The sequence below is a fragment of the Flammeovirga sp. MY04 genome (genome assembly GCF_001682195.2).
In the GTDB taxonomy this organism is placed as follows: domain Bacteria; phylum Bacteroidota; class Bacteroidia; order Cytophagales; family Flammeovirgaceae; genus Flammeovirga; species Flammeovirga yaeyamensis.
This window is the reverse complement of the sequence record NZ_CP003560.2, coordinates 4,105,001-4,129,157: the sequence shown is the minus strand read 5'-3', so window position 1 is coordinate 4,129,157 and position 24,157 is coordinate 4,105,001. Positions and strand designations below refer to the sequence as shown.

Here is a 24,157-nt window from a genome sequence, read left to right as displayed (position 1 = left end):
TCATACACAAGTTGGCAAAATAGAAATACATTTGCAACGGATAATTCTGATAAAAGCGCACAGTCGGGAGTGATTTTCACCCTTGGCTGTGTTTTTTTGTCTAAAAAGTAACAAATGTCATTTTTTTTTTGGATAAATAGTGATAGTTATCTTAAATTAGTCACGCTTTTATCAGAATTATCCATTTATATTTAAAAAGATGAAATTGGTACAACCCACTTGTGCACTAGAAGCTAAGGGAAGCCAATCTTTGTTTTCTTGTCTTACTCCTGAACAATTAGAGAAAGTAAAGCAACATACTTGTCACTTCTTTAAAAAAGGGCAACCTATCTTTCAGGAAGAGTCCGTTCCCACGGGTGTCTTTTGTATTAGCGAAGGTCTTGTAAAAGTAACTAAGCTAGGGAGTAATGGAAAGGAACAAATTTTACGAATTGCCAAACCTGGCGATTTCGTAGGTTACAAATCCTTAATTAAAGGAAGTCGTTACCGTGCTTCAGCCATAGCTATTGAAGATTCATCAATTTGTCACATTCCCAAAGCTATCTTTATGGAATTGCTTCATGAAAATGTTGCGTTCTATCAACAAATCGTCCATTTACTGTGTGAAGTTATCGACAATGCCGAATCAAAATTAACGGATATTGCCTACAAACCTGTAAGAGGTAGAATTGCAGAAGCATTATTGCTTTTGGATAAAGCTTTTGAAGACAAAGAACAGATCACCCTTACTCGTGAAGACTTGGCAGGCCTAGTTGGAACAGTAAAAGAAACTGCGATAAGAATCATATCGGAGTTTAAACACGAAAAATTGATTGAGATCAATAAAAGGAGTATCAAGATTATCAATCCGGATGGGTTGGTAAAAATTAGTCATTTATACGACTAAGGTAACTCTAAGAAATCAAGAAATATTTTAGTAGCCATCGACCTCACCCGTCATGGCTATTTTTTTATCCAATAATTGACTGAAAGATGGAAAAACTGCCATCATTCATTATCAAAAGCTAAAACAAAGAATTTAAACATCAACTTTAACAGATAAGATAAACTATTAAATAGGGTATTATTCGATGACTTAAGGTTTTATAAAAATCATAAAAAAGTTAATCGATTAAATCTTTTTTGATAATTATCGTTATTGAATATTATAAAATTAGTACTTTTGCAGTTCGAAAAGGTACAACCTCCTATTTACGTCAAATAGAGGTATCAACTAAAGAACAAACCCTATTCCAACCATGAAAAGAGATGATATCATCTTTGATCTTATAGATCGCGAAAAAGAAAGACAAATTTCTGGCATCGAATTGATTGCTTCAGAAAACTTCGCCTCAGAACAAGTGATGGCAGCCATGGGTAGTGTATTGACTAACAAATACGCTGAAGGCCTACCAGGTAAACGTTATTACGGGGGTTGTGAAGTAGTTGATGAGGTAGAAAACCTTGCTATCGACCGTCTTAAAGAACTATTTGGTGCGGCTTGGGCCAATGTTCAACCTCACTCTGGTGCACAAGCAAACGCAGCAGTTATGTTAGCTGTTTTAAAGCCAGGTGATAAAATTTTGGGTTTTGACTTATCTCACGGTGGTCACTTAACTCACGGTTCTCCAGTAAACTTCTCTGGAAAACTTTACAAGCCAACATTCTATGGTGTAGAAAAAGAAACTGGTTTAATCGACTTCGATAAAGTGGTTGAAACTGCTCGTAAAGAAAAGCCACAATTAATTATTGCTGGTGCTTCTGCTTATTCTCGTGAGTGGGATTACGCTAAATTACGTGCTGTAGCTGACGAAATCGGAGCTTTATTAATGGCCGATATTTCTCACCCTTCAGGATTGATTGCAAAAGGTAAACTAAACGATCCTATCAAACACTGTCATATCGTAACTACAACAACTCATAAAACTCTTCGTGGACCAAGAGGTGGTGTAATTATGATGGGCGAGGACTTCGAAAACCCATGGGGATTAAAAACTCCAAAAGGTAAAACTCGTATGATGTCTTCTTTATTAGACTCAGGTGTTTTCCCTGGTACTCAAGGTGGTCCATTAGAGCACGTAATCGCAGCTAAAGCTATCGCTTTCGGTGAGGCTTTAACTCCAGAATATGATGCTTATGTAACTCAAGTACAAAAGAATGCTCAAGAAATGGCAAAACACTTCTTGGCTAAAGGTTATGAAATTATTTCAGGTGGTACAGACAACCACATGATGTTGATCGACCTTCGTTCGAAAAACTTGACAGGTAAGATCGCTGAAAATACATTAATCAAAGCGGATATTACTATCAACAAAAACATGGTACCATTCGATGACAAATCTCCATTTGTTACTTCAGGTATGCGTGTGGGTACTGCAGCCGTGACTACTCGTGGTCTTAAAGAAGCAGATATGGGTAAAATCGTTGACTTCATCGATCGCGTATTGATGAACCACGAAAATGATGCTGAAATTGAGAAAGTGAGAGCTGAGATCAATGAGTGGATGCGTCAGTTCCCATTGTTCCAATGGTAATAGGATATTCTCCTTTATAATAAGAAGCTAAGTTCAGCAATGGACTTAGCTTTTTTTGTATCCAACAAATGGATCATAATCAAATAGTTATTTTGATGTCAGATTTTATTATATTAATAATTGTAATAAACGTAAACCAAAAGCTACCAAAACAGATGCCCTGCGTTTAACACATTATAACTAAATACACTATCATGAAAAATCTATCAATCATCATCTTAACTTTACTATCATTTTCTTTTATAAGTTGTGATAATAACGACAATGGGGAAAACCCTAGTAATGATCCAAGCATTTCTATCGATAATAAACAAGAGGTTTTAGAGGTGTACCCTTTACAACCCGTTGAATTGGATGTTCTAGCCAAAACAAATAGCAGTGCACCTATTAGTGATATTGACGGCACTCCAGAAGGATCTTGTATGGAGAGTCAAGACACTACTCTAAATGCCAATGAGGGTTATTTAAATTATAATCAATCCGCTCCTTATAATAATGGGGAATATGTTATCAATTTTACTGCTTATACTGATGAAGGTAAAACAGCCAATGTCAATCAACAAATTAGAGTAGTCGGTGAGCCTTTCATTATGCAAATTGATAGCACTGAAATTCCAGATTCTGCCTTTAATGGAGCTAACTTCACTGTAAGAGGTACATTAAAATCAGTTTTACCTTTTAACGGAACAAGCACTTCAGTTGATGTACCTGGCCAAACAGGGATTCAATTTAGTACCAGTGTATTAGAAGGAGCTTTTGATGCTGTAGTTGACAATACTCCTGCAGAAATCCCTCATTCAGCAAGAACTGCTTTCGAAGTAAAAAGTCATTCCCTTGAAAAAGATAGTAATGGATATTATACCTACAACTTTGAGGTGACCTATACTGTCACAAGACCTGGTGTTGACTCAGAACTACCACAAAATGAATTCACAATCAACATCACTTATAATTATTTTGATTCTACAGTAAAATGTATTTCTGATGCTGATCCGATGTTTGGTACATGGTCAAAAACAGTGATTATACAAGATAATTAACAAAGAGTTTATCAAACATTAATTTATAAGGTGTTCATTTTCAAAGATGAACACCTTATTTTTATGGCGTAATTATGAATTATTTAGACATTTATAAGCGCTAAATTGTTGGTAATCAAAAAATAATGTTCTACCTTTGCCCGTCGCAAACGTTTACCCGTTTTGCGTGTTCAGGTCGAAGTATTTACAACTTGCTGTTTTACAGGAACGTAAATACTTCAAGTTTTAAATTAATAAAACGTACAATACAGTGGATACACTCAGTTACAAAACTGTTTCAGTAAACAAAGCTACTGCTCAAAAAGAGTGGGTTTTGATCGACGCTGAAGGTAAGACATTGGGACGTTTGGCTACTGAAATTGCCATGTACTTACGTGGTAAGAAGAAGCCTAGCTTTACACCAAATGTTGACTGTGGAGATAACGTAGTTGTTATCAATGCAGAAAAAGTGAAGCTTTCAGGTAAAAAGTGGGACGAAAAAGTATACCTTCGTTACTCTGGTTACCCAGGTGGTTTGAAATCAAGAACTGCTACAGAAATGAAAGCAAAGTTCCCTACAAGATTAGTAGAGAACGCAGTTAAAGGCATGTTGCCGAAAGGAAGATTGGGACGTGATTTATACCGTAACTTGTATGTATATGCAGGTGGCGAGCACAAGCACGAAGCTCAACAACCAAAGAAAATTGAACTTTAATTAAATTAAGTGATGGAAGTAATTAACACTTCAGGCAGAAGAAAGACTTCTGTAGCAAGAATTTACCTGAGTCAAGGTGAAGGAAAGATTACTGTCAACAAACGTGAGTTTGGTGATTATTTCCCATCTGAGGTTTTGCAAATCAAAGTGCAACAACCATTAGAATTGACTAATGAGTCTGGCAAGTACGATATTAGCGTAAACGTGCAAGGTGGTGGTATTAACGGACAAGCGGAAGCAGTTCGTTTAGCGATCTCTAAAGCACTTTGCGAAATCAACGCAGAACACAGATTGACATTGAAACCAGAAGGTTTCTTGACTCGTGACCCTCGTATGGTGGAAAGAAAGAAACCAGGTCGCAGAAAAGCGAGAAGAAAATTCCAATTCTCGAAACGTTAATCTTGTATTTTGTATTGCCGGCTATCGATGGTCTTCTCAGAAGACTATCAGCCGAGCTGCATAAATACGTTTTGCAAAAACAATCTACTTGTTAGAACAATGAAAAATTTAGAATATAAAGAACTGCTTGACGCAGGCGTTCACTTTGGTCACTTGACCAGAAAGTGGAATCCAAAGATGGCTCCTTACATCTTCATGGAGCGCAATGGTATCCACATCATTGACCTGAACAAAACAAAGACTGCTTTAGAGCAAGCACAAAACGCTCTAAAAAATATTGTAAAGTCTGGTCGTAAAGTGATGTTTGTTGCTACTAAAAAGCAAGCAAAAGACATCGTTGCTCAAGAAGCGGCAAGACTAAAAATGCCTTTCGTTACTGAGCGTTGGTTAGGTGGTATGTTAACTAACTTCCAAACAGTACGTAAATCATTGAAAAAAATGTCGTCTATCGACAAATTAATGAAGTCGGATGAGTACAACTCTCTTGCAAAGCGTGAGCGTCTTATGATGCAACGTGAGCGTGAGAAGTTAGAAAGAGTATTGGGTGGTATTGCTGACCAAACTCGTCTTCCAGCTGCATTGTTTATCATTGACGTGAAGCGTGAGTCTATCGCTGTAAAAGAAGCTCAAAAATTGGGTATTCCTGTATTTGCAATGGTTGATACTAACTCAAACCCAGAGGGTGTTGATTTCGTTATCCCTGCAAACGACGACGCATTCAAATCTGTAAGCGCTATCATGGGTGCTGTAGGTTCTGCGATCGAAGAAGGAATTGGCGAGCGTAAGAAAGAGCGTGACGAAGCTGCATCTGCTGCTGCTGAAGCAGAAAAGAAAGCGGCTGACGAAGCTTCTAATGAGTAATTCTTATCTCGTTTACCTTTAAATTTTGAATAAAAATGGATATTAAAGATATCAAAGAGCTTGAAGCTAAACTTCACGAATTAAAAGTGAAGCAAGGCGATATCTTCAAGCAAAAGAAAGCGGACCGCGACGCTGCAGCTTTAGAAGCTATCCGTACTGAGATGGCTGAAGTTAAAGCTAAAGTTAAAGAAGGTTTAGCTGCTAATAAAGCTTCTAAATAAGCATAACTTATTTGGGTTTTAACCAAACCCGCATCGTACTAGTACCTTGCGGGTTTGTTCGTATAAATTTAAGGTAGTTTACTACCATTTGTTTAACCTCTTTTTTAAATCATAAAGAGATGGCTATCACAGCACAAGACGTAAAAAAGCTTCGTACTATGACTGGTGCGGGTATGATGGACTGTAAAAAAGCACTTTCAGAAGCTGAAGGTGATTTGGACAAAGCAGTTGAAATCCTTCGTAAAAAAGGTCAAAAATTGGCAGCTAAAAGAGCTGACAGAGAGACTACTGAAGGTCAAGTTTTCGTTTATTCTAGCGATGACAACTCAAAAGCAGTTGCTTTAGCTTTCGCTTGCGAAACTGAGCCTGTATCTGTAAACGACGAATTCAAAGCTTTAGGTCAAAGCTTATTGGATGCTGCTGTTGCTGCAGACGCTAAAACTGCTGAGGAAGTTCTTGCACTTACTGTTGATGGTGTAGCTGCAACTGAAGCTATCACAGCATTGACTGCTAAGATGGGTGAGAAAATGGAAATCTCTGGCTACGCTAACGTAGAAGGTGCTGCTGTTGCTGCTTATAAGCACGGTGCTTCTATCGCTGTATTAGTTGAGCTTTCTGAGGCTGCAGACGAAGCTGTATTAGAAGCTGGTAGAAACGTAGGTATGCAAGTTGCTGCTATGCGTCCATTGGCTCTAGCTGCTGAAGATGTAGATCCTACATTAATTGCTAAAGAAAAAGAAATCGGTGTTGAGCGTGCTCGTCAAGAAGGTAAGCCTGAGAATATCTTAGAGCGTATCGCTGAAGGTTACGTGAAGAAATTCTTAAAAGAAAACACTCTTCTTGAGCAAGCTTACGTTAAAGATCCTAGCCAATCGGTGAAGAACTACGTAGGTAGCGTGAAATCTGGTATGGTTGTAAAATCATTCAACAGAGTTTCAACTGGTAAGTAATTTTATTCCAACAAGGAATTAATTATATATGAAAGGTCATCCTATTTGTTTAGGGTGACCTTTTTTTCGTTGGTGATGATTTATGAAACGACTAGTTCTCTACTACTTATTACTTTTGAAAGTAAAAATGAAAAGTTAAAAATGAAAAACGTAGTTAGTAACAATAACGTGTAGAAATTATAAGTAAAAAATTAAGAATGAAAAATGTAATTAGTTACAATAACGTGTAGGTGGGGTAATTAATACTGCCGCAGATGTTAAGCGATAGCGATATCTGTGTCTAAGAAACGTTAGAGAGGTTCCCCGACCTCGTTTTTAATTGATTATATATATCTACATAAAACACATATCTAGTTTAAATGATATCACTAGAAACACCCCAACGTTAGCTCCAGTAACCACGTTTTTAACTTTTCATTTTTAATTTTTAATTTTATACTTTTCATTTCAAAAAAAAAAGACTCCTTACCGAAGTAAGAAGTCTTTCCTTTTATAGGTTTCTTATAGAATTAGTTAGACCATAGGTCTGATTCGAATTCTACAAGGTCATATTTGTATTCTAAACCTTTCATTAAAGCGATATCACCTTTAGCATCTCCATACAATAAAGCAATGTCTTTATCTTGTGTATTAGAGTATTTAGTGATCTTACCATCGTGTAACAATAGGTCGAAAGCATCTGAAAGGTTTTTGCTTTCTGCTAAGTTTCTATCGTTATACCAAAGTGCGTCTCTGTTCTCTTTGAAAAGGTTTTCTACTACCTCTTTGTATGAGAATGAAGCAACTTGTCTTTCCAAAGTACCACCGTTGTTTTCTGCAGGAAGAACTAGCGTCAACACTTGAATATCGTGGATCCACTTACCTCTTCTACGGTCAAACAAGATATCTACTTGAACATCCATTAAATAGATGTCTTCAGGATAAACTTCGTCTGAAGAAGCAGCTACTGCACCAGCGCCGCCGCTTCCGCCGCCGCCCCAGCTATCGCCTGAGTCGCCCCAGCCGCCGCCGCCGCCGCCCCAATCGTCGCCGCCGCCCCAGTCGTCACCGCCGCCTGAGTCACCACCTAGATTAGGCTTCTTAACACGCTCTTTGAATTCGTCAATAGTAAGACGCTTTTTCAAAGAATCATTTTCATATGGTCTAAGTAAGCTACTCTTCACGGCATCAATCATCAGTTTTGGTAACCATCTATTCTTAGCGAAGAATGGCTGATTCATTTTATCGTTCAGGTTAACTCTGTACCATACTGTTCTTTTAAACATAATGTCTGCATTACGAACAGGTCTCACAGAGTGCTTATTCCATTCACTCTCATCAATCTCCTGAGCGTAAGCCATGCTAGCAAATACTGTAAATGCTAGTAAAAGTATTCCTCTTAGACTTTTCATAATATTTAATTCTTCTTAGTTCACTGCAATTGTTGTGATACCGCCAACACCTGGAACTGTTTCAGTTTTACCCAAAGAGTTTTTACGAACCACTTTCTTTACATCAACTACAATACGAACACCTTCTGTTTTAGGAGCGTTTCTTAATAATCGTCCGATATCCATTGATTGGTTACCACCTGTAACACGCATAGGCTTACCAATTGGTTTAGTACCGAATGCCACTGTAACTTCCCAATCTACTACACGGTAGTTAGCTTCATCTGGAAGAGCTGCTTTAAATTCAGCATCTGGCTCAGGAACAACACGTAATTTAGAAGTCTTACGTGAGATACCTTTTTTCATATCGACACCTGGGAACTTAATAGTTGGTTTCGGTACACCACGTGTTTTGAACGTTTTAGTACCAATTCTGTTACCACCACTGTTTACAGTAAGTACAACGCTTTTCGCCTTTTGAGTAGGGATAATTGTTGCCGTTTTACCACTACCTTTTACAGAAGCATTTGTTGCAGAGAATCTTGGGCTGTAAGACTCACCTAAAGCAGGTACGTCTACAACTAATTTGTTTGCAACGTTTCTATAAAGGGCATTTACAGTTGCCGAGTTTACAGAAATTGTAGGTCTAACTACTACGTACTCTTCCTCTACTAATAATGTAGTATCACCGAAAGGAGTAGTATATGTAATCTCACCTTTCCAAGTTTGAGTTGAACGACCGTTTTTATCATATTTAGCTGCTTTTGCAGGGAATTTAATTGTACCTACACCTGCTTCTACTTTGATATCAGCACCGTTTTGTTTCATTCTTGGCTTAGCTGCTGAAGATGATGCAGCAATAAACATTGTTGCTTCATAATCCAATCCAGCTGCTACAAATTTAGAAGTTGGTTTAACAACCGCTACTACTTTATCGAAAACTACACGTCCACCAACTCTATCGTTCAATACTTGTAAAACTTTCGTTTCAGCTTGTAATACTTCAGACGATACTTCTGTTAATACTGCTAATGCTGCAGCTACTGGAGTATCTTCGAATTGAATTTGAGCGTAATCTTTGTTCTTGTTGTCTTTATCGTTTTTGTACTGTTCCATTTCTTTTGCAGATTTGGCCAGTTTACCGATCTTTCTCCAAGTTTTTGTAGTATCAAATTTCATAGCTACAGCATCATAATGCTTCGCTAATTCATTTAACTTCTTCTCAAGGTCATAAGCTTTACCTTTTTTCTTAGCGCCCTCTACACCGATCATAATCTCAGCAGGGATTTGGGTATCACTTTTTCCTTTTAATTCACCTGTACTTTCATCATAATCACCAGATTTCTTAATGATCTCCTGCTTAAGTTCCTCAATAAGGTCAGTTACTTTTACAGTCTCTGTTCTTAAAGCAGTTGCTTCTTTAAGTACTTCCTGAGTGATTGCGTTGTTTTTCTTTTTCACAGCTGCCTCAATTGCATGCAACTGTCTATCATTCTCTTGAATCTTAATTTCATTCGCCTCATTAAGTGCACGTTCAATGAACATGAACTTATCAAGAACCGTGTTACTAACATTCAATGCGAGCATGGCCATAAGTACTAAGTACATTAGACCAATCATCCGTTGTCTTGGTGTTTCCTTACCTCCTGCCATCAGTCTTTTTAGATTATTGTGTTAAAATTAGACATCTTGTGAAAGACTAGACTAGCCTTTCATAGCAGTTAGCATCTTACCATATACATTGTTCAACTGAGTTAAGTTAGTTGTCAATGTAGACATTTGTGTTTTGAATTTAGAAGCCTCTTTAGATGCTTCGTCCATACTTTGAACAGCGTTAGCCAAGTTACCGTGGAATTTATTGATTGTTTTAAGATGGTTGTTAGCATCTTTCAATTCCATTTCGTAAACAGCGTTTAATGCACCTAAATTCTTAGTGATTGCTTGTACTTGAGCTTGGTGAGCTTTAGAGTCAGCAGCTGTACCTTCCATTGTTTTCATTGCAGTTACAGTAGTCGAGAATGACTTGTTTAAGTCGCCCATAGACTTTGTTGCTACTTGTAAACTTCTTGAGTACTCATCTGATGCACCAGCAACGCTAGCTACAGATTTCATTTGACCTACTGATTTATTCAAGTTCTCCATACCAGAACCGAAGTTCTTAAATACTTCTGGAGTTAATTTCGCATCTGCCAATAATTTATCCATTGCACCTAATGCTGCAAGGTCTTTAGAATTATCCTTTTTAGCAGGTTTCTTAGCTGTAGCAGCTTCACCACTTAATAATTCTGGATAAACTAATTCCCAATCGTAATGTTTCTCTGGAGGAGGAGCTGGAGCAAAAGCACCAATGAAGAATAAGAATGCCTCTGTTACCAAACCTGCCGCAAGGATAGGACCACCACCTTGAAGGTGAAGAATTTTGAACATGGCTCCAATAATTACGACCGACGCTCCTAAGTTTGTTAAAATTGGAGCATATACTCTGTAGAACTTCTGTCTACCTGTTTCGTGAAAATGGCTCATTTCTGTCTGCTTAAAAATTTTCTAATTGATGTGTTTCGATAATGTTGATAACCAAAATTGGCCAAAATAACATTTAAAAAATTACTCTAAAATTCAAATCCTGAAGATCTACCCAAGTTGATCATTGCACAACGGAAACCAATATAAGATCTCGCTTGTGTTTCGAACTCGTATGATCTAGTACCTGTTTGGATGTAGAAAGGAATGTCTTTCCAAGAACCACCTCTTACAATCTTCTTAGGCTCGTTAGGATCTGTGTATGTTGGGTTTAAGTCCCAAACAATCGGATAGCCAGCTGGGTTATAGGCGTCATCGCACCACTCTGCAACATTACCCGACATATCATATAAACCAAAACCGTTAGGGAAATAAGCACCTACTGGTGACGTGTATGAATAACCATCGTCATAGTAGTTTCCTCTACCAGGTTTAAAGTTAGCCAAGGCACAACCTTTACCGTTTCTTACATATGGACCACCCCAAGGGTATTTCGCCATATCCAGACCACCTCTCGCAGCGTATTCCCACTCTGCTTCTGTTGGTAATCTAAACGCAGGTAATTCTGCTTGACCTTGCTCAATTCTGTAACTATTAAGGTGTCTTGTTCTCCAAGCACAGAATTCAACTGCTGCTCTTCTTGTTACACCTACTACTGGATATTCATCAAATGCAGGATGTGAGTAATAGTAATCTTGCATTGGTTCACCCATGTGATATGAGAAATCTTTCTCCCATACTGTTGTATCTGGTCTTAATTCTTCTTGGATTTGCTCATAAGTCCAATCTGCACTAGTATCAGACTCTGCTTCCATACCCTCGATAAATTGACGATACTCGTTGTTTGTGATCTCTGTTTCATCCATAAAGAAGCCACTAATAGTAACTTGTTTATTCATGTTGATCATCGAATACGTAATGTCTTCGTCTGCCTGTCCCATGTGGAAAGTACCACCAGGAACGTTCGTCATACCGATAGGTATAACTTGCGCATCCCACTCAGGACGGTCTAATGAACCCGTAAGTTCTCCCTCATCAGAGACACTCCCGCCTCCGAATAGGCCGCCTCCTCCGCAACTCTGAGTTAAGACAGCCAAAATGCTTAACATTCCCGTAAGCCTTTTTAATGACAAGCTTTTCATATGCTAAAAATTCTCCTACTTGGATTTATTGTTTCTAATTCCTGATTGATAGTTAATAAAATTTAACTCGATCATAGATATTGGTATCAAAACAAAAAAGATTCCAAAAAGGAGAATTCTCTAAAAAAAAATAAAAATATATGGATTTTAGTGGCGATTAATCATGTCGATATCTAGGCGTACGTATCGCTGAAGGGGTTTTTGAGCCAAACGAATTAAATCCGAAGGATAATAGTATTTCATGAGATGTAGGCGCTTTTGCTACTTGATCCCTTAAGGTATAATCAAAGGCGTACCCTATATGTAACTTTCTATTTTTAAGAACATATACACCTGCTAACACATTTAAAGACTCTATTTCTCTCACTCCAGCACCTACATAGATCCATTCTTGTAAATTGGTAATAAGGTTAGCATCGAAAGTAAAATTACTCAAATCAGACTTCACCAATACAGAAGGTTGAAGTACAATATTATTGGTTACGTCGAATGACATTCCAAACATTCCATTAAATGCCATCTTTAAAGAAGAAAATGGACTATCCTTTCCTCCGATAAATTCGGATGGAAGCAAATGTTTGGCTGCTACACCTGCGTAAAGCTTCTCATGTTGAAAGTAAATACCCGCTGAAATATCAGGTACAATAGAGTTTAAAGGTAAACCAGAAGTAAAAAATGGATCATTCTCATTCACGAACCTCAAACGACTGGTATTAATAGAACGATCATATACACCTCCTCTTAAACCAAATGACAATGTCCCTTTCTTAACTGGCACATAATAAGATACAGAAAACTGAGCTTCCAGATTACTCATCAACCCCACGTCATCATGTATAACATGAAAACCTACTCCCAATCTTTTTGATGCAATTGGAGCACTCAAAGAGAATAATTGCGTGTTTAAAGTTCCATTATCATCAAATGTTCCTTCGTAACCCAACCATTGAGTTCTATGAATTAACAAAGCCTCTGCATCTGTTGAGGTCATCCCTACAGCAGCTGGATTATGAAACGGCTTTGAAAACATGTATTGAGTGAACTGCGGATCTTGCTGACCCATTACCTGAAGAGATAAAATAGTAAGTCCTAGGATTAAAGTTCTTATTAGTAACTTATTAAGATGCATAAATTAAAAGATTACCAAGGGTTAAGTGATGAGGTTGTTTAGTACAGATGATTTATGTCTGCTTAAATGTGTTAGATAACCGGAGATCAAGTTGATCTGGTTAATACAATTTAATAAAATAAATGAGGTATTCAGAAAAAAATGGAATAAAAAAAGCATCATTTCCAGGAAATGATGCTCTTATATATGGAAAGCTCGATTATAAATCGTTCGCTTCTTTAATGTACAACTCAATGGCACCTGTCATAGATGGTGCATTCGGTAGAGGTGCCTCTACATCTAAATGTAATCCTGCATCTCTTACAGCTGCTGCTGTTGTTGGTCCAAAAGCAGCAATTCTAGTCTCTTTTTGTTCAAAATCTGGGAAGTTTGTGAACAAAGACTTGATACCTGATGGACTGAAAAATGCAATCATATCGTAGTAGATCTCGCTAAGGTCAGATAAATCTGCAGCAACTGTTCTGTAAATAATTGCTTCATTCATCTCAATTCCTGCTTCTGTCATGAAATTAGGAATGTCCTCTTTACGAATATCTGAACAAGGGAATAAATATTTTTCTGATTTATGCTTTTTGAATAAATCAAACATATCTCTTGCTGTTTTGTAACCTGTGAACAACTTACGCTTTCTAACTACAATATACTTTTGAAGATAGTTAGCAGTTTGTTCTGAGATACAGAAGTATTTCATATCTGTAGGAACTTCTACTTTTAGCTCCTTACACAATCTGAAAAAATGATCAATGGCATTTCTCGAAGTGAAAATGACAGCTGTATGATCTAAAATATTGATCTTTTGAGTTCTAAACTCTTTTGCTGTTACACCTTTAACTTCAATAAATGGGCGAAAGTCTATTTTGATACCATACTTTTCACCTAATTTATGATAAGGCGAATTTTGATTGGATGGCTCCGGCTGAGACACCAAAATTGATTTTACGGCTTTCTTCACCACTTTACCTGCTATGTCGTTTGCCATGCTTGTGATTTATATTTAATAAAAGTCCTTAGACTTGTCTGTGAGTTATAAGAAATCAACCTATGAATACCTTTACCGCCAGCAACGATGGTAAGAATTCTGTCGCGCAAAAATACGAAAATAAATAATTAAATCTAAGGTTTACTTGTTTATATACAGCGATATAGACTAAAAAACTTTTTAGAAAGAAGGCTATACCTATAAAATTCCGCATAAAATCCCAACTGATGTTAAAGGGATTTAACGTCCATAATACACATAAAAACAAGAAAAACAGAACAAAAACCCAAGTGAGTTTATAAAATTCTATACTGTGTATTGAAGAGACATTTTTATTGCCAAAAATATTTCCTAAAACGTAAATTACCATTAATCGAAAGGCGACAAATAAAAAAATGGAGATAATGATGTAGGATATGTTTCCAAAAAAATCAGAATAGGTCTTATTGGTTTCTGAAGAATTGATTTCCGATAACCAAATATCTCCCGAACCAAATAACATCATTGCTAAACTGCCGACAAGAATAAAACAGACTAAAAACATCAAAAGCTGTAATGTGTTTAATTTATTATTATCCGAACGACCTAGGGTTACTCCATCAAATGCTTTTAAAATACTTTCATATCCCGTTTTCAAACCACCAATTTGTGAGCATACACTTACAGATACAAAAACTATTATCGCCCACATGAGCAACATATTTCTATACTTCGAATCAAATCGAGGTATGATCACTCCATCTTCTTGAGCTTTGATTTTATCCGCAGTCAAAGTTCGATAGGAATATTGATAATTAGACAAATAAGCTTCCGGTATAATTCCATTCACCGTATTCACTACCAACAACAACTCATCTTCATTGACTAAATTATCAATTAATAAATTATTTGAGAAAAAGATGGTTTGATGTTCAGAGTCAGCTACTTCTTGCAACTGATTATTTATGAATACTCCCGCACCTTTGGGCACAACAAACTCAATACCCAATCCATACAAATCATCTTTTTTCATTAATAGATAAAAGTTCTTTGTAAAAGGGTTTTGTTCTTTTAGGTAGGGAAGAAAACTAGACGTACGGTTATCATACACCTTCCATTCGTCCTGTAAGGAGTAAAACTGTTTGTCAGTTTGTGCGAATGTGGATGTTCCACAAAATATATAAAGGACTAGAAAAAGAAACCTTAAATGATTCATTGATTATTTTCTGTCTTTAGAATCTATAATTATTGTCACAGGACCATCGTTTAATAAAGAAACTTGCATATCAGCTCCAAATTCTCCTGTCTCTATTTTCTTACCCAAATTTGATTCCAAAGCCGTAATCATTTCTTCATATAATGGAATTGCCACTTTAGGTGGTGCGGCATTTATATAAGAAGGTCGATTTCCTTTTTTGGTACTTGCATGCAAAGTGAATTGAGAAATCAATAAGATATTTCCCTCTACATCTTGAATGGAACGATTCATTTTACCTTCTTCATCAGAAAATACTCTCAAGCCGGTAATTTTTTTTGATAACCACTCAATATCAGACGAATTATCGTCATGAGTTACTCCTAACAAAATGAGAAACCCTCCGTCAATTTGTCCTTTTACCTCTCCTTCTATCTCAACTTTCGCTTGAGTTACTCTTTGGATAACTGCAATCATATTATTGATAACTTTTTCTAAAATTTCTAGTATTTAACATAACCCATATGGAATATGAAATTTACCACGAATTTAAAGCTAAATCTCCTTTTTTTTTACATCTACAAAATTTTTACTTAAAATAATGGTATAAACTTTGATGTTTTTTGTACGTCGAAATAATAAACTATACATAAAGTGAGTTATTTACGTACATCATCAATCCAATTTGAGAAAACATATTTTACCATGAGAAGGATTTTTATATTACTATTACTCGCTTTTAGCATTGTTGCAGTAGAAAATGATGCTTTCGCCCAAAAGAAAAAGAAAAGTTCAGGCAACGACAAAAAAGCACAAAAGAAAGAAATTAAAGAGTGGAAAAAGAAATTAAAGGAAACTGACCCTTTAAAATTCCGCGACATGACTCAAGAACTAAACACTCTTAGAGGACAAGCTTCTGGTTTAAAAGCTGAAATTTCTAAATTGGAGCAAGAAAAAGAGTCTTTTGATCAACAGTTGAGAGAAAAAGACAACGAAATTGCTGACCTAAGAGCTCAACTTGAGAAAATGAAGAGCAAAATGGACAACAATGTTTCTTCTTCTGGTGATGACTATACAAAAGGAGTGGTATACAAAGTACAAATTGGAGCATTCAAAAACAGAGACCTTTCTAAATTCCAAGACAAAGGTAATTTCTGGATGGAAGATGAAGACGGTTTGAAAAAATATACAATTGCTTACTTCCGTGACTACGGTGAAGCAGATCAGTTTAAAAAATACATGAGAGCTATGGGTGTTAAAGATGCATGGATTGTTGCATACGAAGATAACACTCGTAAAGATATCAAAGATGTAAAACGCAAAAGTGGTAAATAAGCTTTAAGTTTTAAAATTATTTGGAAGCCTTTAGATGAATTTCTAAAGGCTTTTTTTGTATCTTCAATATTCAACCAATCGCTTAAATTATGGGTAAAAAAATAAATATAAATATTGAAATTGTCTCATATGATCAATTAAATGACCTATCAAAGGAAGATCAAGAATTATTAGCTGCTGCTGAAAAAGCTACTTTTAATGCCTACGCTCCCTATTCCAATTTTAATGTAGGAGCCGCCCTAAGATTAGAAACTGGAGAAGTTATCGTTGGCAATAATCAAGAAAATGCTGCTTATCCATCTGGGATGTGTGCGGAAAGAACAGCGATGTACTACGCAGGTGCTACTCATCCAAATGCTGTGATCAAAACCATTGCTATTGCAGCTAGAAAAGGTGAGGACACAGAATTCATACCTATTTCACCTTGTGGGTCATGCAGACAGGCTATGCTTGAATATGAAGTAAAACAAAACGAAAATATTCGAGTAATCATGAAAGGGGACGATCAAATATTTGAGATACACTCTGTATCTGATCTTTTACCATTCAAATTCACTCAAAAGGACTTGTTTGAATAAGAATTGCGTTATTGTCTTGAAGCGTATAGTCTTGCCATTATCTCATCACCATACATCGTATTACTGGCCATTTTTTGATATTTCTTCATGAGTTCTTGGTTGCCCTCTAACTCATAAATGGATTTTAAGTAGGAAAATATATAGGGTTGTAAATAAGTCTTTCTTGTAGAAATTTGATCTATTTTATCCTCAGTTTCCAATAAAATCTTCTTAGATTGACTAAAATCTTGCATCTCATAATACTTCATTCCCAAAAGCATTTTGCTTGATAATGAAAAGAAATTATTCTTCGAATCAGATAGCTTCAATATTTCTAAATTAATGATAGAATCAGACAACATATTGTAATTAGACAATACTAGTAAAGATTCGAAAATAAGCCATTCATTATCATCATATTTACTGATCATATCTTTAGCAAGAGTTACCGATTTTTGGCTATTCGTATGAGAATAAATCCACATAAGGTACTTTTGTGCTTCAGCTGAGGCAAAAACACTTGATTTCATACTATAGACCAATTGTTTTACACCTAAGTCTTTATTTCCTGATGGAAAAAAAGTTAGAAATGGTTTATAGATAGGATGTTTCTCCGGATAAAACTCCCTGTAATAATTATAAATACCTGAAGAGAAATTAAACTCAGGCAGTTCTTCTGTATACCCCATTCCTTTTCTGGTTAAATTATACACTGCCTTGGCTTCATTTACAGCTTTCCAAGTGGCTCCTCTGTAGTTATAGGCTCTAGCTTTTAGACTTTTGGCCAATAACATAAAATAGGTCGCTTCTTTATCGGATTTATTTTTCGATATCCGGCTTTCCGATATAGTTATACATCTATTAATATGAAGAAACATTTTCTCTACGGTCTCATCATTTTGATAATCAAACGGAGAGTTTTCCCAATATATTTCTAATGCTTTTAATAGTGGAAGTGAGGGATGTTTAGGCATCATTACTTCATAACGAACCAATAAACTGTCTGCTTTTTTAAAATTCCAGTGGTAATAACAGTCCATTATCTCTGAGGCAATGTTCAGAGCATCATCATTTTCCCATAACATTTTGGGAGTTTGAGCGGTACTTTTTGATAATAAGAATAAAAAAAGTAGACTTATGTATAAAGTTCGTAACATATGTAGGGGGTGATCGTCAATATACTAGGTTTTTATCGTAATTTAGCAGATGTAACAAGGTTTGTGTCAACATCATTACTTTAATATAAGAAATCTTGTCTCATCTTTTTCTAGATGTAAATCAAAAACATGACAAAAGGCAAAAAAAAGAATAAAAAAGAAAATTCTAGAGGAAAGCGAAAACCTCAAAAGCGAAGTAGCTTGAATAAATACACCATTGAGAACATTATCAATTTATTGAACTCTTCCCCTGAAAGTAGTTTCAGCTTAAGACAAATCAATAAAGAGGTTAGAATCAAAAGCCAAACAGATAAGGATAAACTAAAATATATTCTTGCCCAAATGGCTGAAGAAGGAAAACTTCAAATTAAAGGTAAGAAATATCAGTCCATCACTTTAGAAAATGAAATTTCTGAGTCGAGAACTGCTACCGTTGATTTCGTCAATCCTAAGTTTGCCTTTTTAATTGTAGATACTAAAGTAGATGAGGAGCCTCAAGAAGATATTCGTGTAGTAATTACTAACATGAATCGTGCGCTTCATGGGGATAAGGTTGAATTTACTACTTTCTATAACCGTAATAGAAATAGGACTGAAGCTAAAATCACTAAGATCTTAAAGAGAGAAAAAGACGAATATGTTGGACAACTTCAAGTGTCTGACCGTTTCGCTTTTGTTGCTGCTTCAGATAGAAAAATGTTCTTCGACTTCTTCATTCCAAGAGATCAGATAGGAGAGGCTAATCACGGTGACAAAGTGATCGTAAAGATGACGCAATGGAAACCGAATGATAAGTCGCCTACAGGTAAAATCATTAAAATATTAGGCAAAGCAGGAGAGAACAATACTGAAATTCATTCTATTATGTTTGAATTCGGATTGCCTTTTGAATTCCCTAAAGAAGTAGAGGCGGAAGCCAATATGATTCCTGATGAAATTCCAGAAGAAGAAATCAAGAATCGTAAAGACTTTAGAAATAGAACCACATTCACTATCGACCCACTAACGGCCAAAGATTTTGATGACGCCTTGTCTATCAGAAAAATGAAAAATGGTCATTATGAAATCGGGGTACATATTGCAGATGTAACACATTATGTCCGTCCTGGATCTCAATTAGAAGAAGAAGCTTTAAAAAGAGCAACTTCAGTCTATTTAGTGGATAGAACAGTACCTATGCTTCCTGAAAAGTTAAGTAATGGCTTGTGTTCATTAAATCCTAATGTGGACCGTTTGGCCTTTGGTGCTATTTTCGAAATGGATGAGGATGGTAAAATACACAAACAACAGTTTGGCCGTACAGTTATCCACTCTGATCGTCGTTTCACTTACGAAGAAGCACAAGAAAGAATTGAGTCGGGCAAGGGTGATTATCAAGAAGAAATTAATATTCTGAATGATATCGCATTGAAGTTAAGAAATCAACGTTTCAAAAATGGTGCAATCTCTTTTGAATCAGTTGAACTTAAATTTGACCTTGATGAAGAAGGAAAACCAATCGGTTTAACTCCTAAGATCAGAAAAGATGCACATAAAATGATCGAGGAGTTTATGCTTTTAGCCAACAAACGTGTGGCAGAAAGCATTTTCAGAAAGAAACAAGATGGTAAACCTTGTACTATGGTGTATCGTGTACATGGTGATCCAGATCCAGATAAATTGGCTCAGTTTGCCACTTTTGCTAAACGTTTTGGTTACGACTTAAATCTTAGCATGAAAAAACTGCCTCAAACATTGAACAAGTTAACGGATGAGGTAGAAGGTAAACCTGAACAAAATATTATCGAGCAACAAGCTATCCGTACTATGGCCAAAGCAGTATATACCACTACTGCAGAAGGTCACTATGGCCTTGGATTTGCTCATTATACTCACTTCACATCACCTATTCGTCGATACCCTGATATGATGGTGCACCGCTTATTGCAGCACTATTTAGATAAAGGTAAATCAGCTGATGAAAATGAGTACGAAGACAAATGTAAGCACTCATCAGCCAGAGAAAAAGTAGCTGCTGATGCTGAAAGAGCCTCGATTAAATATAAACAAGTAGAGTTTATGTCAGAGTTCTTGGGCGAAGAAATGGAAGGCACAATTTCTGGTTTAACTGATTGGGGCATGTTTGTCGAATTGAATGACACAAGATGTGAAGGTCTGATTAGATACAGTTCTATGACTGGAGATCAGTATATCTTTGATAATGATGCTATGATTGTTCAGGGCGTCCGCTACAAAGAGAAATTCCAATTGGGTGATCCTATCAAAGTGATTGTGAAAGAGACCAATATCGAGAAGAGGTCAATTGATTTTGAATTAGTTTAAAACTTATCAAAAAATAAATATTATGTCGTTAACAACCAACGTCATCTTATCACACGAACAAATCGTTCAAAAAATTCGTCGAATTGCCTTCGAAGTATATGAAGATAATTTCGGTGCAAAAGAAATAGTATTTGCCGGTATCAAAGGATCTGGATTTGAATTTACTGAGTTATTAAAAAATCAGTTTGATAAAATCGCTTCTATTCCTTCTGATATTACCATGATCACCATAGATAAAACAGCTCCGCTTCAAACTTTTATTGAAGTAGATAAAGATCTAAAGGCAATGGAAGGTAAAGTGATTGTATTGGTCGATGATGTTCTAAATACTGGACGTACTTTGGCTTATAGTATCAAACCTTTCTTAGGTATTCGAATTGAAAAATTACAAGTAGCTGTTTTAGTGGATAGGGGATATCATACATTTCCAATTGTTCCTAACTTTTTAGGGTATGAGTTATCCACTACAGTAAAGCAAAATGTGGAGGCTGATTTTTCTGACCCTCACAAGTTTGTTGTCACATTAAACTAGACTACTTGATATAAAAAAGCCGAGTGATTTCTAAGAGTCACTCGGCTTTTTTATGTTTGATTGTTTATTTACCCATCAAGAAGGTTAATGGTATATCTAAACGACTATCCCATGATCTTTCTGAATGGTTTTGACCAGGGAATTTTTTCGTTATCCAATTTGAATTATCAAACTTGTGTTTTTTCATCACCTCATTAATTCTTAATTGATAAGGCTCGTACATTGCATCTAATGTTTCTGTACCATAATCAAAATAGATTTTATGAGTTTTAGGGTCTGGTAAATTCTTATCTGCATAATTGATGATACCATCAGTAACCAATTTCAATTCTTCTTCTGTGAATTTATCTGGGAAAATCATTGGCCAGTGTGTTGACAAACATCCTGCACCACCGAACACATCAGGGTATTCGCAAATAGCATAAAGAGAAATTAATCCTCCCATACTTGATCCCATTACAAAAGTATGATCACGATCTGAAAGCGTTGGGTATTTATTATCGATATAAGGCTTTAACTCTTCTGTTAGGAATTTTAAATAATTATCTGATATTGCTTTACCGGCCATTCTTACATTCACGACCTTATCATGTAATGCTTTGTCCAAAGTTTCAATTGACTTCTGAGGTAAGTATTCTGATGAGCGATATTTCCCATTGTTAGGAACTGCTACTACAATTACATCTTCAATTTTATTCTCTCCAAGTAGTTTCGTGATGTGCTCATCTACTTGCCATTCTTGCTTATTCCATGTGATCGTTGAATCAAATAGCATTAAACCATCATGCATATACAATACGGAGTATTTCTTATCTGAAGAATAGCCTTCAGGAAGATATACGTCCACTAATCGGTCGTCAATATATTTAGATTTAAAGGACTCTATTCGTTCAATTTTACCTCCAACAACCTTTGGTATTTGAAGCTGTGAGGCTTCGCCAATACTTAATTTATTTTCCTTTTTGTTTTCACTTTTAGTCTCGGTTTTATTCTCTGTTGAGGAACATGAGAAAAGGACAATCGGGGCTAATAGAATTAAAAATAGTTTTTTCATCTTTTTTCTTTTCAGTATTCGTCTTATTTAGTTTGGTTGAAAATAATACATTCCAATAAATGAAATTAATATTTAGAAACCTGATTATTTAGCAACTGAAATTTAAGGGAAAATATAGAGAATAGGAAAGGGGATGGGGGAATTTTTTGAGGTTGGAGGGAAGAGGGAAGAGGGAAGAGGGAAGAGGGAAGAGGGAAGAGGGAAGAGGGAAGAGGGAAGAGGGAAGAGGGAAGAGGGAAGTTCTCTACCACACTAATAGCTTCCAAGGTTTTGAGGTATAATTTCCAAAGTAAATCTATTTATTTCTCCGTCTTCCTAGAGGTGGCCTTGGCCCCTCGTTACACATTCTATTGGCCTACACTATTTGGGTATATTCAATTCTCGAGATTTTGGATTTACCATCTACATCCCCGTCTCCAGCGAGGCGGCCTTGGCCCCTCGGGAACTATCGGTTTTCGTAGAAATATGTGCATTGGATTGCAATCCCTTGCTTATTCGATGTATGATCATCCATAACCGTTTGTTCAGATTTTGAGTGTAAATCACAACAACACCCCGCAGGAATATCCTGATATTTCAAGCGGGTGGCAGTGGGATTTACTCCAAAATATGGACAAACAAAAAAAGGTTAGCCAACATCTCGTGTTAACTAACCTTCTATATTTAATGAATGTGGCGCCGACTTACTCTCCCGGGGGTTAACCCAGTACCATCAGCACTGTAGGGCTTAACTGCTCTGTTCGGAATGGGAAGAGGTGAACACCTACGTCATTGGCACCATCAATGTCTTAATATCATTGACTGTGAAACAGTAAAAACTTTGTCGGTGCCCCCATAAGGGGACACCAACCGAAGAAAAGCTTTCGGGCGATTAGTACTTCTCAGCTTAATCCATCTCTGAACTTACACTTGAAGCCTATCAACGTCATCATCTATAACAACCCTCATAAGGAAATCTCATCTCGAGGTGGGTTTCGCGCTTAGATGCTTTCAGCGCTTATCCGCTCCACACATAGGTACCCGGCGATGCTCCTGGCGGAACAACCGGTACGCCAGAGGTGTGTCCAACTCGGTCCTCTCGTACTAAAGTCAGAGCCTCTCAAATTTCCAACGCCCGCAACAGATAGAGACCGAACTGTCTCACGACGTTCTGAACCCAGCTCGCGTGCCACTTTAATGGGCGAACAGCCCAACCCTTGGGACCTTCTCCAGCCCCAGGACGTGACGAGCCGACATCGAGGTGCCAAACCTCCCCGTCGATATGAGCTCTTGGGGGAGATCAGCCTGTTATCCCCAGAGTACCTTTTATCCTTTGAGCGATGGCCCTTCCATGCGGTACCACCGGATCACTATGTCCCACTTTCGTGCCTGGTCGAGATGTCTCTCTCGCAGTCAGGCTCCCTTATGCCATTGCGCTCTTCCGACGATTGCCGACCGTCGTGAGGGAACCTTGGAAAGCCTCCGTTACTCTTTTGGAGGCGACCACCCCAGTCAAACTACCCACCAAACAATGTCCGGGTTCAAAACCCGTTAGACCGTCGAACAGGAGAGGGCGGTATTTCAACAATGACTCCAAAACGCCTGGCGACGCTCCTTCACAGTCTCCCGCCTATCCTACACACTCCTGGCCAACGGCCAACGTTAAGTTGCAGTAAAGGTTCATGGGGTCTTTTCGTCCCGTTGCGGGTAAGCGGCATCTTCACCGCTACTTCAATTTCACCGAGCTCATGGCCGAGACAGCGTCCAGATCGTTGCACCATTCGTGCAGGTCGGAACTTACCCGACAAGGAATTTCGCTACCTTAGGACCGTTATAGTTACGGCCGCCGTTTACTGGGGCTTCAATTCAGAGCTTCGTGTTACCACTAACTCCCCCTCTTAACCTTCCAGCACCGGGCAGGTGTCAGGCTATATACTGAATCTTTCGAGTTCGCATAGCCATGTGTTTTTGTTAAACAGTCGCCTGGACTTCTTCGCTGCGGCCTCTTACAAAGTAAGTAGGCGCCCCTTCTCCCGAAGTTACGGGGCTAATTTGCCTAGTTCCTTAGCCATGAATCACTCGAGCGCCTCGGGTTACTCACCCTGACCACCTGTGTCGGTTTGGGGTACGGGATCCTATAACATAATCTTAGAAGGTTTTCTTGGAAGCGTTTCATATCGTTATCAGATTGGCCGTGGCCGCTCTGTACTGTCTTGTTTCCCCAAGTCG

Annotated in this window: 22 protein-coding genes and 2 rRNA genes (1 of these 24 only partly in view); 12 read left to right on the top strand and 12 right to left on the bottom strand. The window is 37.2% G+C overall.

The genetic code is table 11. The features are described from left to right. Nucleotides 1-199: 199 nt before the first annotated feature. From MY04_RS16490 to tsf, 8 genes are all read left to right on the top strand, one after another. Nucleotides 200-886, top strand: a complete 687-nt coding sequence (locus MY04_RS16490) for a Crp/Fnr family transcriptional regulator (RefSeq protein WP_066211401.1) — start codon at nucleotides 200-202, stop codon at nucleotides 884-886. A gap of 352 nt (nucleotides 887-1,238) precedes the next feature. Continuing rightward, nucleotides 1,239-2,513, top strand: coding sequence for a serine hydroxymethyltransferase (gene glyA, locus MY04_RS16485; protein WP_066211400.1), 1,275 nt, complete (start codon nucleotides 1,239-1,241; stop codon nucleotides 2,511-2,513). Between the two features lie 194 nt (nucleotides 2,514-2,707). Beyond that, nucleotides 2,708-3,553 carry a hypothetical protein gene (locus MY04_RS16480; RefSeq protein ID WP_066211399.1) on the top strand — a complete coding sequence of 282 codons (846 nt, stop codon included), beginning with the start codon at nucleotides 2,708-2,710 and terminating at the stop codon, nucleotides 3,551-3,553. 250 nt (nucleotides 3,554-3,803) lie between these two features. Then, nucleotides 3,804-4,247 (top strand): 50S ribosomal protein L13, encoded by a 444-nt coding sequence (gene rplM, locus MY04_RS16475; protein WP_066211397.1) that lies wholly within the window; start codon nucleotides 3,804-3,806, stop codon nucleotides 4,245-4,247. A 12-nt stretch (nucleotides 4,248-4,259) separates the two neighbouring features. Continuing rightward, the gene (gene rpsI, locus MY04_RS16470; RefSeq protein WP_066211395.1) at nucleotides 4,260-4,646 is read left to right on the top strand and encodes a 30S ribosomal protein S9; all 387 of its coding nucleotides are present in this window, start codon (nucleotides 4,260-4,262) and stop codon (nucleotides 4,644-4,646) included. 99 nt (nucleotides 4,647-4,745) lie between these two features. Beyond that, complete coding sequence (gene rpsB, locus MY04_RS16465; RefSeq protein ID WP_066211391.1) at nucleotides 4,746-5,507, top strand: 30S ribosomal protein S2; 762 nt, start codon at nucleotides 4,746-4,748, stop codon at nucleotides 5,505-5,507. 35 nt (nucleotides 5,508-5,542) lie between these two features. Further along, complete coding sequence (locus MY04_RS16460) at nucleotides 5,543-5,728, top strand: hypothetical protein (RefSeq protein ID WP_066211389.1); 186 nt, start codon at nucleotides 5,543-5,545, stop codon at nucleotides 5,726-5,728. A 119-nt stretch (nucleotides 5,729-5,847) separates the two neighbouring features. Then, nucleotides 5,848-6,678, top strand: a complete 831-nt coding sequence (tsf, locus tag MY04_RS16455; RefSeq protein ID WP_066211387.1) for a translation elongation factor Ts — start codon at nucleotides 5,848-5,850, stop codon at nucleotides 6,676-6,678. Between the two features lie 509 nt (nucleotides 6,679-7,187). Here the strand turns inward: tsf and MY04_RS16450 are convergent. From MY04_RS16450 to dtd, 8 genes are all read right to left on the bottom strand, one after another. After that, nucleotides 7,188-8,069 (bottom strand): hypothetical protein, encoded by an 882-nt coding sequence (locus tag MY04_RS16450; protein WP_066211385.1) that lies wholly within the window; start codon nucleotides 8,067-8,069, stop codon nucleotides 7,188-7,190. A 15-nt stretch (nucleotides 8,070-8,084) separates the two neighbouring features. After that, the gene (gldM, locus tag MY04_RS16445; RefSeq protein ID WP_066211382.1) at nucleotides 8,085-9,701 is read right to left on the bottom strand and encodes a type IX secretion system motor protein PorM/GldM; all 1,617 of its coding nucleotides are present in this window, start codon (nucleotides 9,699-9,701) and stop codon (nucleotides 8,085-8,087) included. Nucleotides 9,702-9,752: 51 nt separating this feature from the next. Then, a complete protein-coding gene (gldL, locus tag MY04_RS16440) occupies nucleotides 9,753-10,571 on the bottom strand; it encodes a type IX secretion system motor protein PorL/GldL (RefSeq protein ID WP_066211378.1) in 819 nt (272 codons plus the stop codon). 86 nt (nucleotides 10,572-10,657) lie between these two features. Beyond that, nucleotides 10,658-11,710, bottom strand: coding sequence for a type IX secretion system lipoprotein PorK/GldK (locus MY04_RS16435; RefSeq protein WP_066211376.1), 1,053 nt, complete (start codon nucleotides 11,708-11,710; stop codon nucleotides 10,658-10,660). 157 nt (nucleotides 11,711-11,867) lie between these two features. Further along, nucleotides 11,868-12,839, bottom strand: a complete 972-nt coding sequence (locus MY04_RS16430; protein ID WP_066211374.1) for a PorP/SprF family type IX secretion system membrane protein — start codon at nucleotides 12,837-12,839, stop codon at nucleotides 11,868-11,870. Nucleotides 12,840-13,038: 199 nt separating this feature from the next. Beyond that, the gene (locus tag MY04_RS16425; protein ID WP_066211372.1) at nucleotides 13,039-13,818 is read right to left on the bottom strand and encodes a uroporphyrinogen-III synthase; all 780 of its coding nucleotides are present in this window, start codon (nucleotides 13,816-13,818) and stop codon (nucleotides 13,039-13,041) included. A 55-nt stretch (nucleotides 13,819-13,873) separates the two neighbouring features. Next, nucleotides 13,874-14,830 (bottom strand): DUF4271 domain-containing protein, encoded by a 957-nt coding sequence (locus tag MY04_RS16420; protein WP_158297740.1) that lies wholly within the window; start codon nucleotides 14,828-14,830, stop codon nucleotides 13,874-13,876. Nucleotides 14,831-15,016: 186 nt separating this feature from the next. Beyond that, the gene (gene dtd, locus MY04_RS16415; RefSeq protein ID WP_066211368.1) at nucleotides 15,017-15,469 is read right to left on the bottom strand and encodes a D-aminoacyl-tRNA deacylase; all 453 of its coding nucleotides are present in this window, start codon (nucleotides 15,467-15,469) and stop codon (nucleotides 15,017-15,019) included. 228 nt (nucleotides 15,470-15,697) lie between these two features. Between dtd and MY04_RS16410 the strand changes: the two genes are divergently transcribed. Together MY04_RS16410 and cdd are read left to right on the top strand one after the other, a co-directional pair. Then, nucleotides 15,698-16,327: a hypothetical protein gene (locus MY04_RS16410; protein WP_084005929.1), complete on the top strand. Its 630-nt coding sequence runs from the start codon at nucleotides 15,698-15,700 to the stop codon at nucleotides 16,325-16,327. 89 nt (nucleotides 16,328-16,416) lie between these two features. After that, on the top strand, nucleotides 16,417-16,905 hold the full coding sequence (cdd, locus tag MY04_RS16405) for a cytidine deaminase (protein WP_066211363.1): 489 nt from the start codon (nucleotides 16,417-16,419) through the stop codon (nucleotides 16,903-16,905). Between the two features lie 8 nt (nucleotides 16,906-16,913). Here the strand turns inward: cdd and MY04_RS16400 are convergent, their stop codons facing one another. Further along, a complete protein-coding gene (locus tag MY04_RS16400; RefSeq protein ID WP_158297739.1) occupies nucleotides 16,914-18,041 on the bottom strand; it encodes a hypothetical protein in 1,128 nt (375 codons plus the stop codon). Nucleotides 18,042-18,170: 129 nt separating this feature from the next. Here MY04_RS16400 and rnr point away from each other — a divergent pair, with 129 nt between their 5' ends. Both rnr and MY04_RS16390 read left to right on the top strand, forming a co-directional pair. Further along, a complete protein-coding gene (gene rnr / locus MY04_RS16395) occupies nucleotides 18,171-20,363 on the top strand; it encodes a ribonuclease R (RefSeq protein WP_066211358.1) in 2,193 nt (730 codons plus the stop codon). A gap of 22 nt (nucleotides 20,364-20,385) precedes the next feature. After that, nucleotides 20,386-20,895 (top strand): phosphoribosyltransferase family protein, encoded by a 510-nt coding sequence (locus MY04_RS16390; RefSeq protein ID WP_066211356.1) that lies wholly within the window; start codon nucleotides 20,386-20,388, stop codon nucleotides 20,893-20,895. 64 nt (nucleotides 20,896-20,959) lie between these two features. Here the strand turns inward: MY04_RS16390 and MY04_RS16385 are convergent, their stop codons facing one another. The 3 genes from MY04_RS16385 to MY04_RS16375 all read right to left on the bottom strand — a co-directional run. Beyond that, nucleotides 20,960-21,949: an alpha/beta hydrolase gene (locus MY04_RS16385; protein ID WP_084005928.1), complete on the bottom strand. Its 990-nt coding sequence runs from the start codon at nucleotides 21,947-21,949 to the stop codon at nucleotides 20,960-20,962. Between the two features lie 670 nt (nucleotides 21,950-22,619). Further along, nucleotides 22,620-22,731, bottom strand: a 5S ribosomal RNA gene (rrf, locus tag MY04_RS16380). A gap of 69 nt (nucleotides 22,732-22,800) precedes the next feature. Beyond that, a 23S ribosomal RNA gene (locus tag MY04_RS16375) occupies nucleotides 22,801-24,157 on the bottom strand; it runs 1,524 nt beyond the window's last position.

Bases quoted from the DNA above. Each gene is read 5' to 3' on its own strand.
- tsf (WP_066211387.1), top strand. From the start codon at position 5,848: ATGGCTATCACAGCACAAGACGTAAAAAAGCTTCGTACTATGACTGGT.
- gldL (WP_066211378.1), bottom strand. From the start codon at position 10,571: ATGAGCCATTTTCACGAAACAGGTAGACAGAAGTTCTACAGAGTATAT.
- MY04_RS16480 (WP_066211399.1), top strand. From the start codon at position 2,708: ATGAAAAATCTATCAATCATCATCTTAACTTTACTATCATTTTCTTTT.
- MY04_RS16460 (WP_066211389.1), top strand. From the start codon at position 5,543: ATGGATATTAAAGATATCAAAGAGCTTGAAGCTAAACTTCACGAATTA.
- gldM (WP_066211382.1), bottom strand. From the start codon at position 9,701: ATGGCAGGAGGTAAGGAAACACCAAGACAACGGATGATTGGTCTAATG.
- rpsB (WP_066211391.1), top strand. From the start codon at position 4,746: ATGAAAAATTTAGAATATAAAGAACTGCTTGACGCAGGCGTTCACTTT.
- cdd (WP_066211363.1), top strand. From the start codon at position 16,417: ATGGGTAAAAAAATAAATATAAATATTGAAATTGTCTCATATGATCAA.
- MY04_RS16400 (WP_158297739.1), bottom strand. From the start codon at position 18,041: ATGTTACGAACTTTATACATAAGTCTACTTTTTTTATTCTTATTATCA.
- MY04_RS16435 (WP_066211376.1), bottom strand. From the start codon at position 11,710: ATGAAAAGCTTGTCATTAAAAAGGCTTACGGGAATGTTAAGCATTTTG.
- rpsI (WP_066211395.1), top strand. From the start codon at position 4,260: ATGGAAGTAATTAACACTTCAGGCAGAAGAAAGACTTCTGTAGCAAGA.
- MY04_RS16385 (WP_084005928.1), bottom strand. From the start codon at position 21,949: ATGAAAAAACTATTTTTAATTCTATTAGCCCCGATTGTCCTTTTCTCA.
- MY04_RS16420 (WP_158297740.1), bottom strand. From the start codon at position 14,830: ATGAAAAAAGATGATTTGTATGGATTGGGTATTGAGTTTGTTGTGCCC.
- MY04_RS16425 (WP_066211372.1), bottom strand. From the start codon at position 13,818: ATGGCAAACGACATAGCAGGTAAAGTGGTGAAGAAAGCCGTAAAATCA.
- MY04_RS16390 (WP_066211356.1), top strand. From the start codon at position 20,386: ATGTCGTTAACAACCAACGTCATCTTATCACACGAACAAATCGTTCAA.
- MY04_RS16490 (WP_066211401.1), top strand. From the start codon at position 200: ATGAAATTGGTACAACCCACTTGTGCACTAGAAGCTAAGGGAAGCCAA.
- glyA (WP_066211400.1), top strand. From the start codon at position 1,239: ATGAAAAGAGATGATATCATCTTTGATCTTATAGATCGCGAAAAAGAA.
- rnr (WP_066211358.1), top strand. From the start codon at position 18,171: ATGACAAAAGGCAAAAAAAAGAATAAAAAAGAAAATTCTAGAGGAAAG.
- MY04_RS16410 (WP_084005929.1), top strand. From the start codon at position 15,698: ATGAGAAGGATTTTTATATTACTATTACTCGCTTTTAGCATTGTTGCA.
- MY04_RS16450 (WP_066211385.1), bottom strand. From the start codon at position 8,069: ATGAAAAGTCTAAGAGGAATACTTTTACTAGCATTTACAGTATTTGCT.
- MY04_RS16430 (WP_066211374.1), bottom strand. From the start codon at position 12,839: ATGCATCTTAATAAGTTACTAATAAGAACTTTAATCCTAGGACTTACT.
- dtd (WP_066211368.1), bottom strand. From the start codon at position 15,469: ATGATTGCAGTTATCCAAAGAGTAACTCAAGCGAAAGTTGAGATAGAA.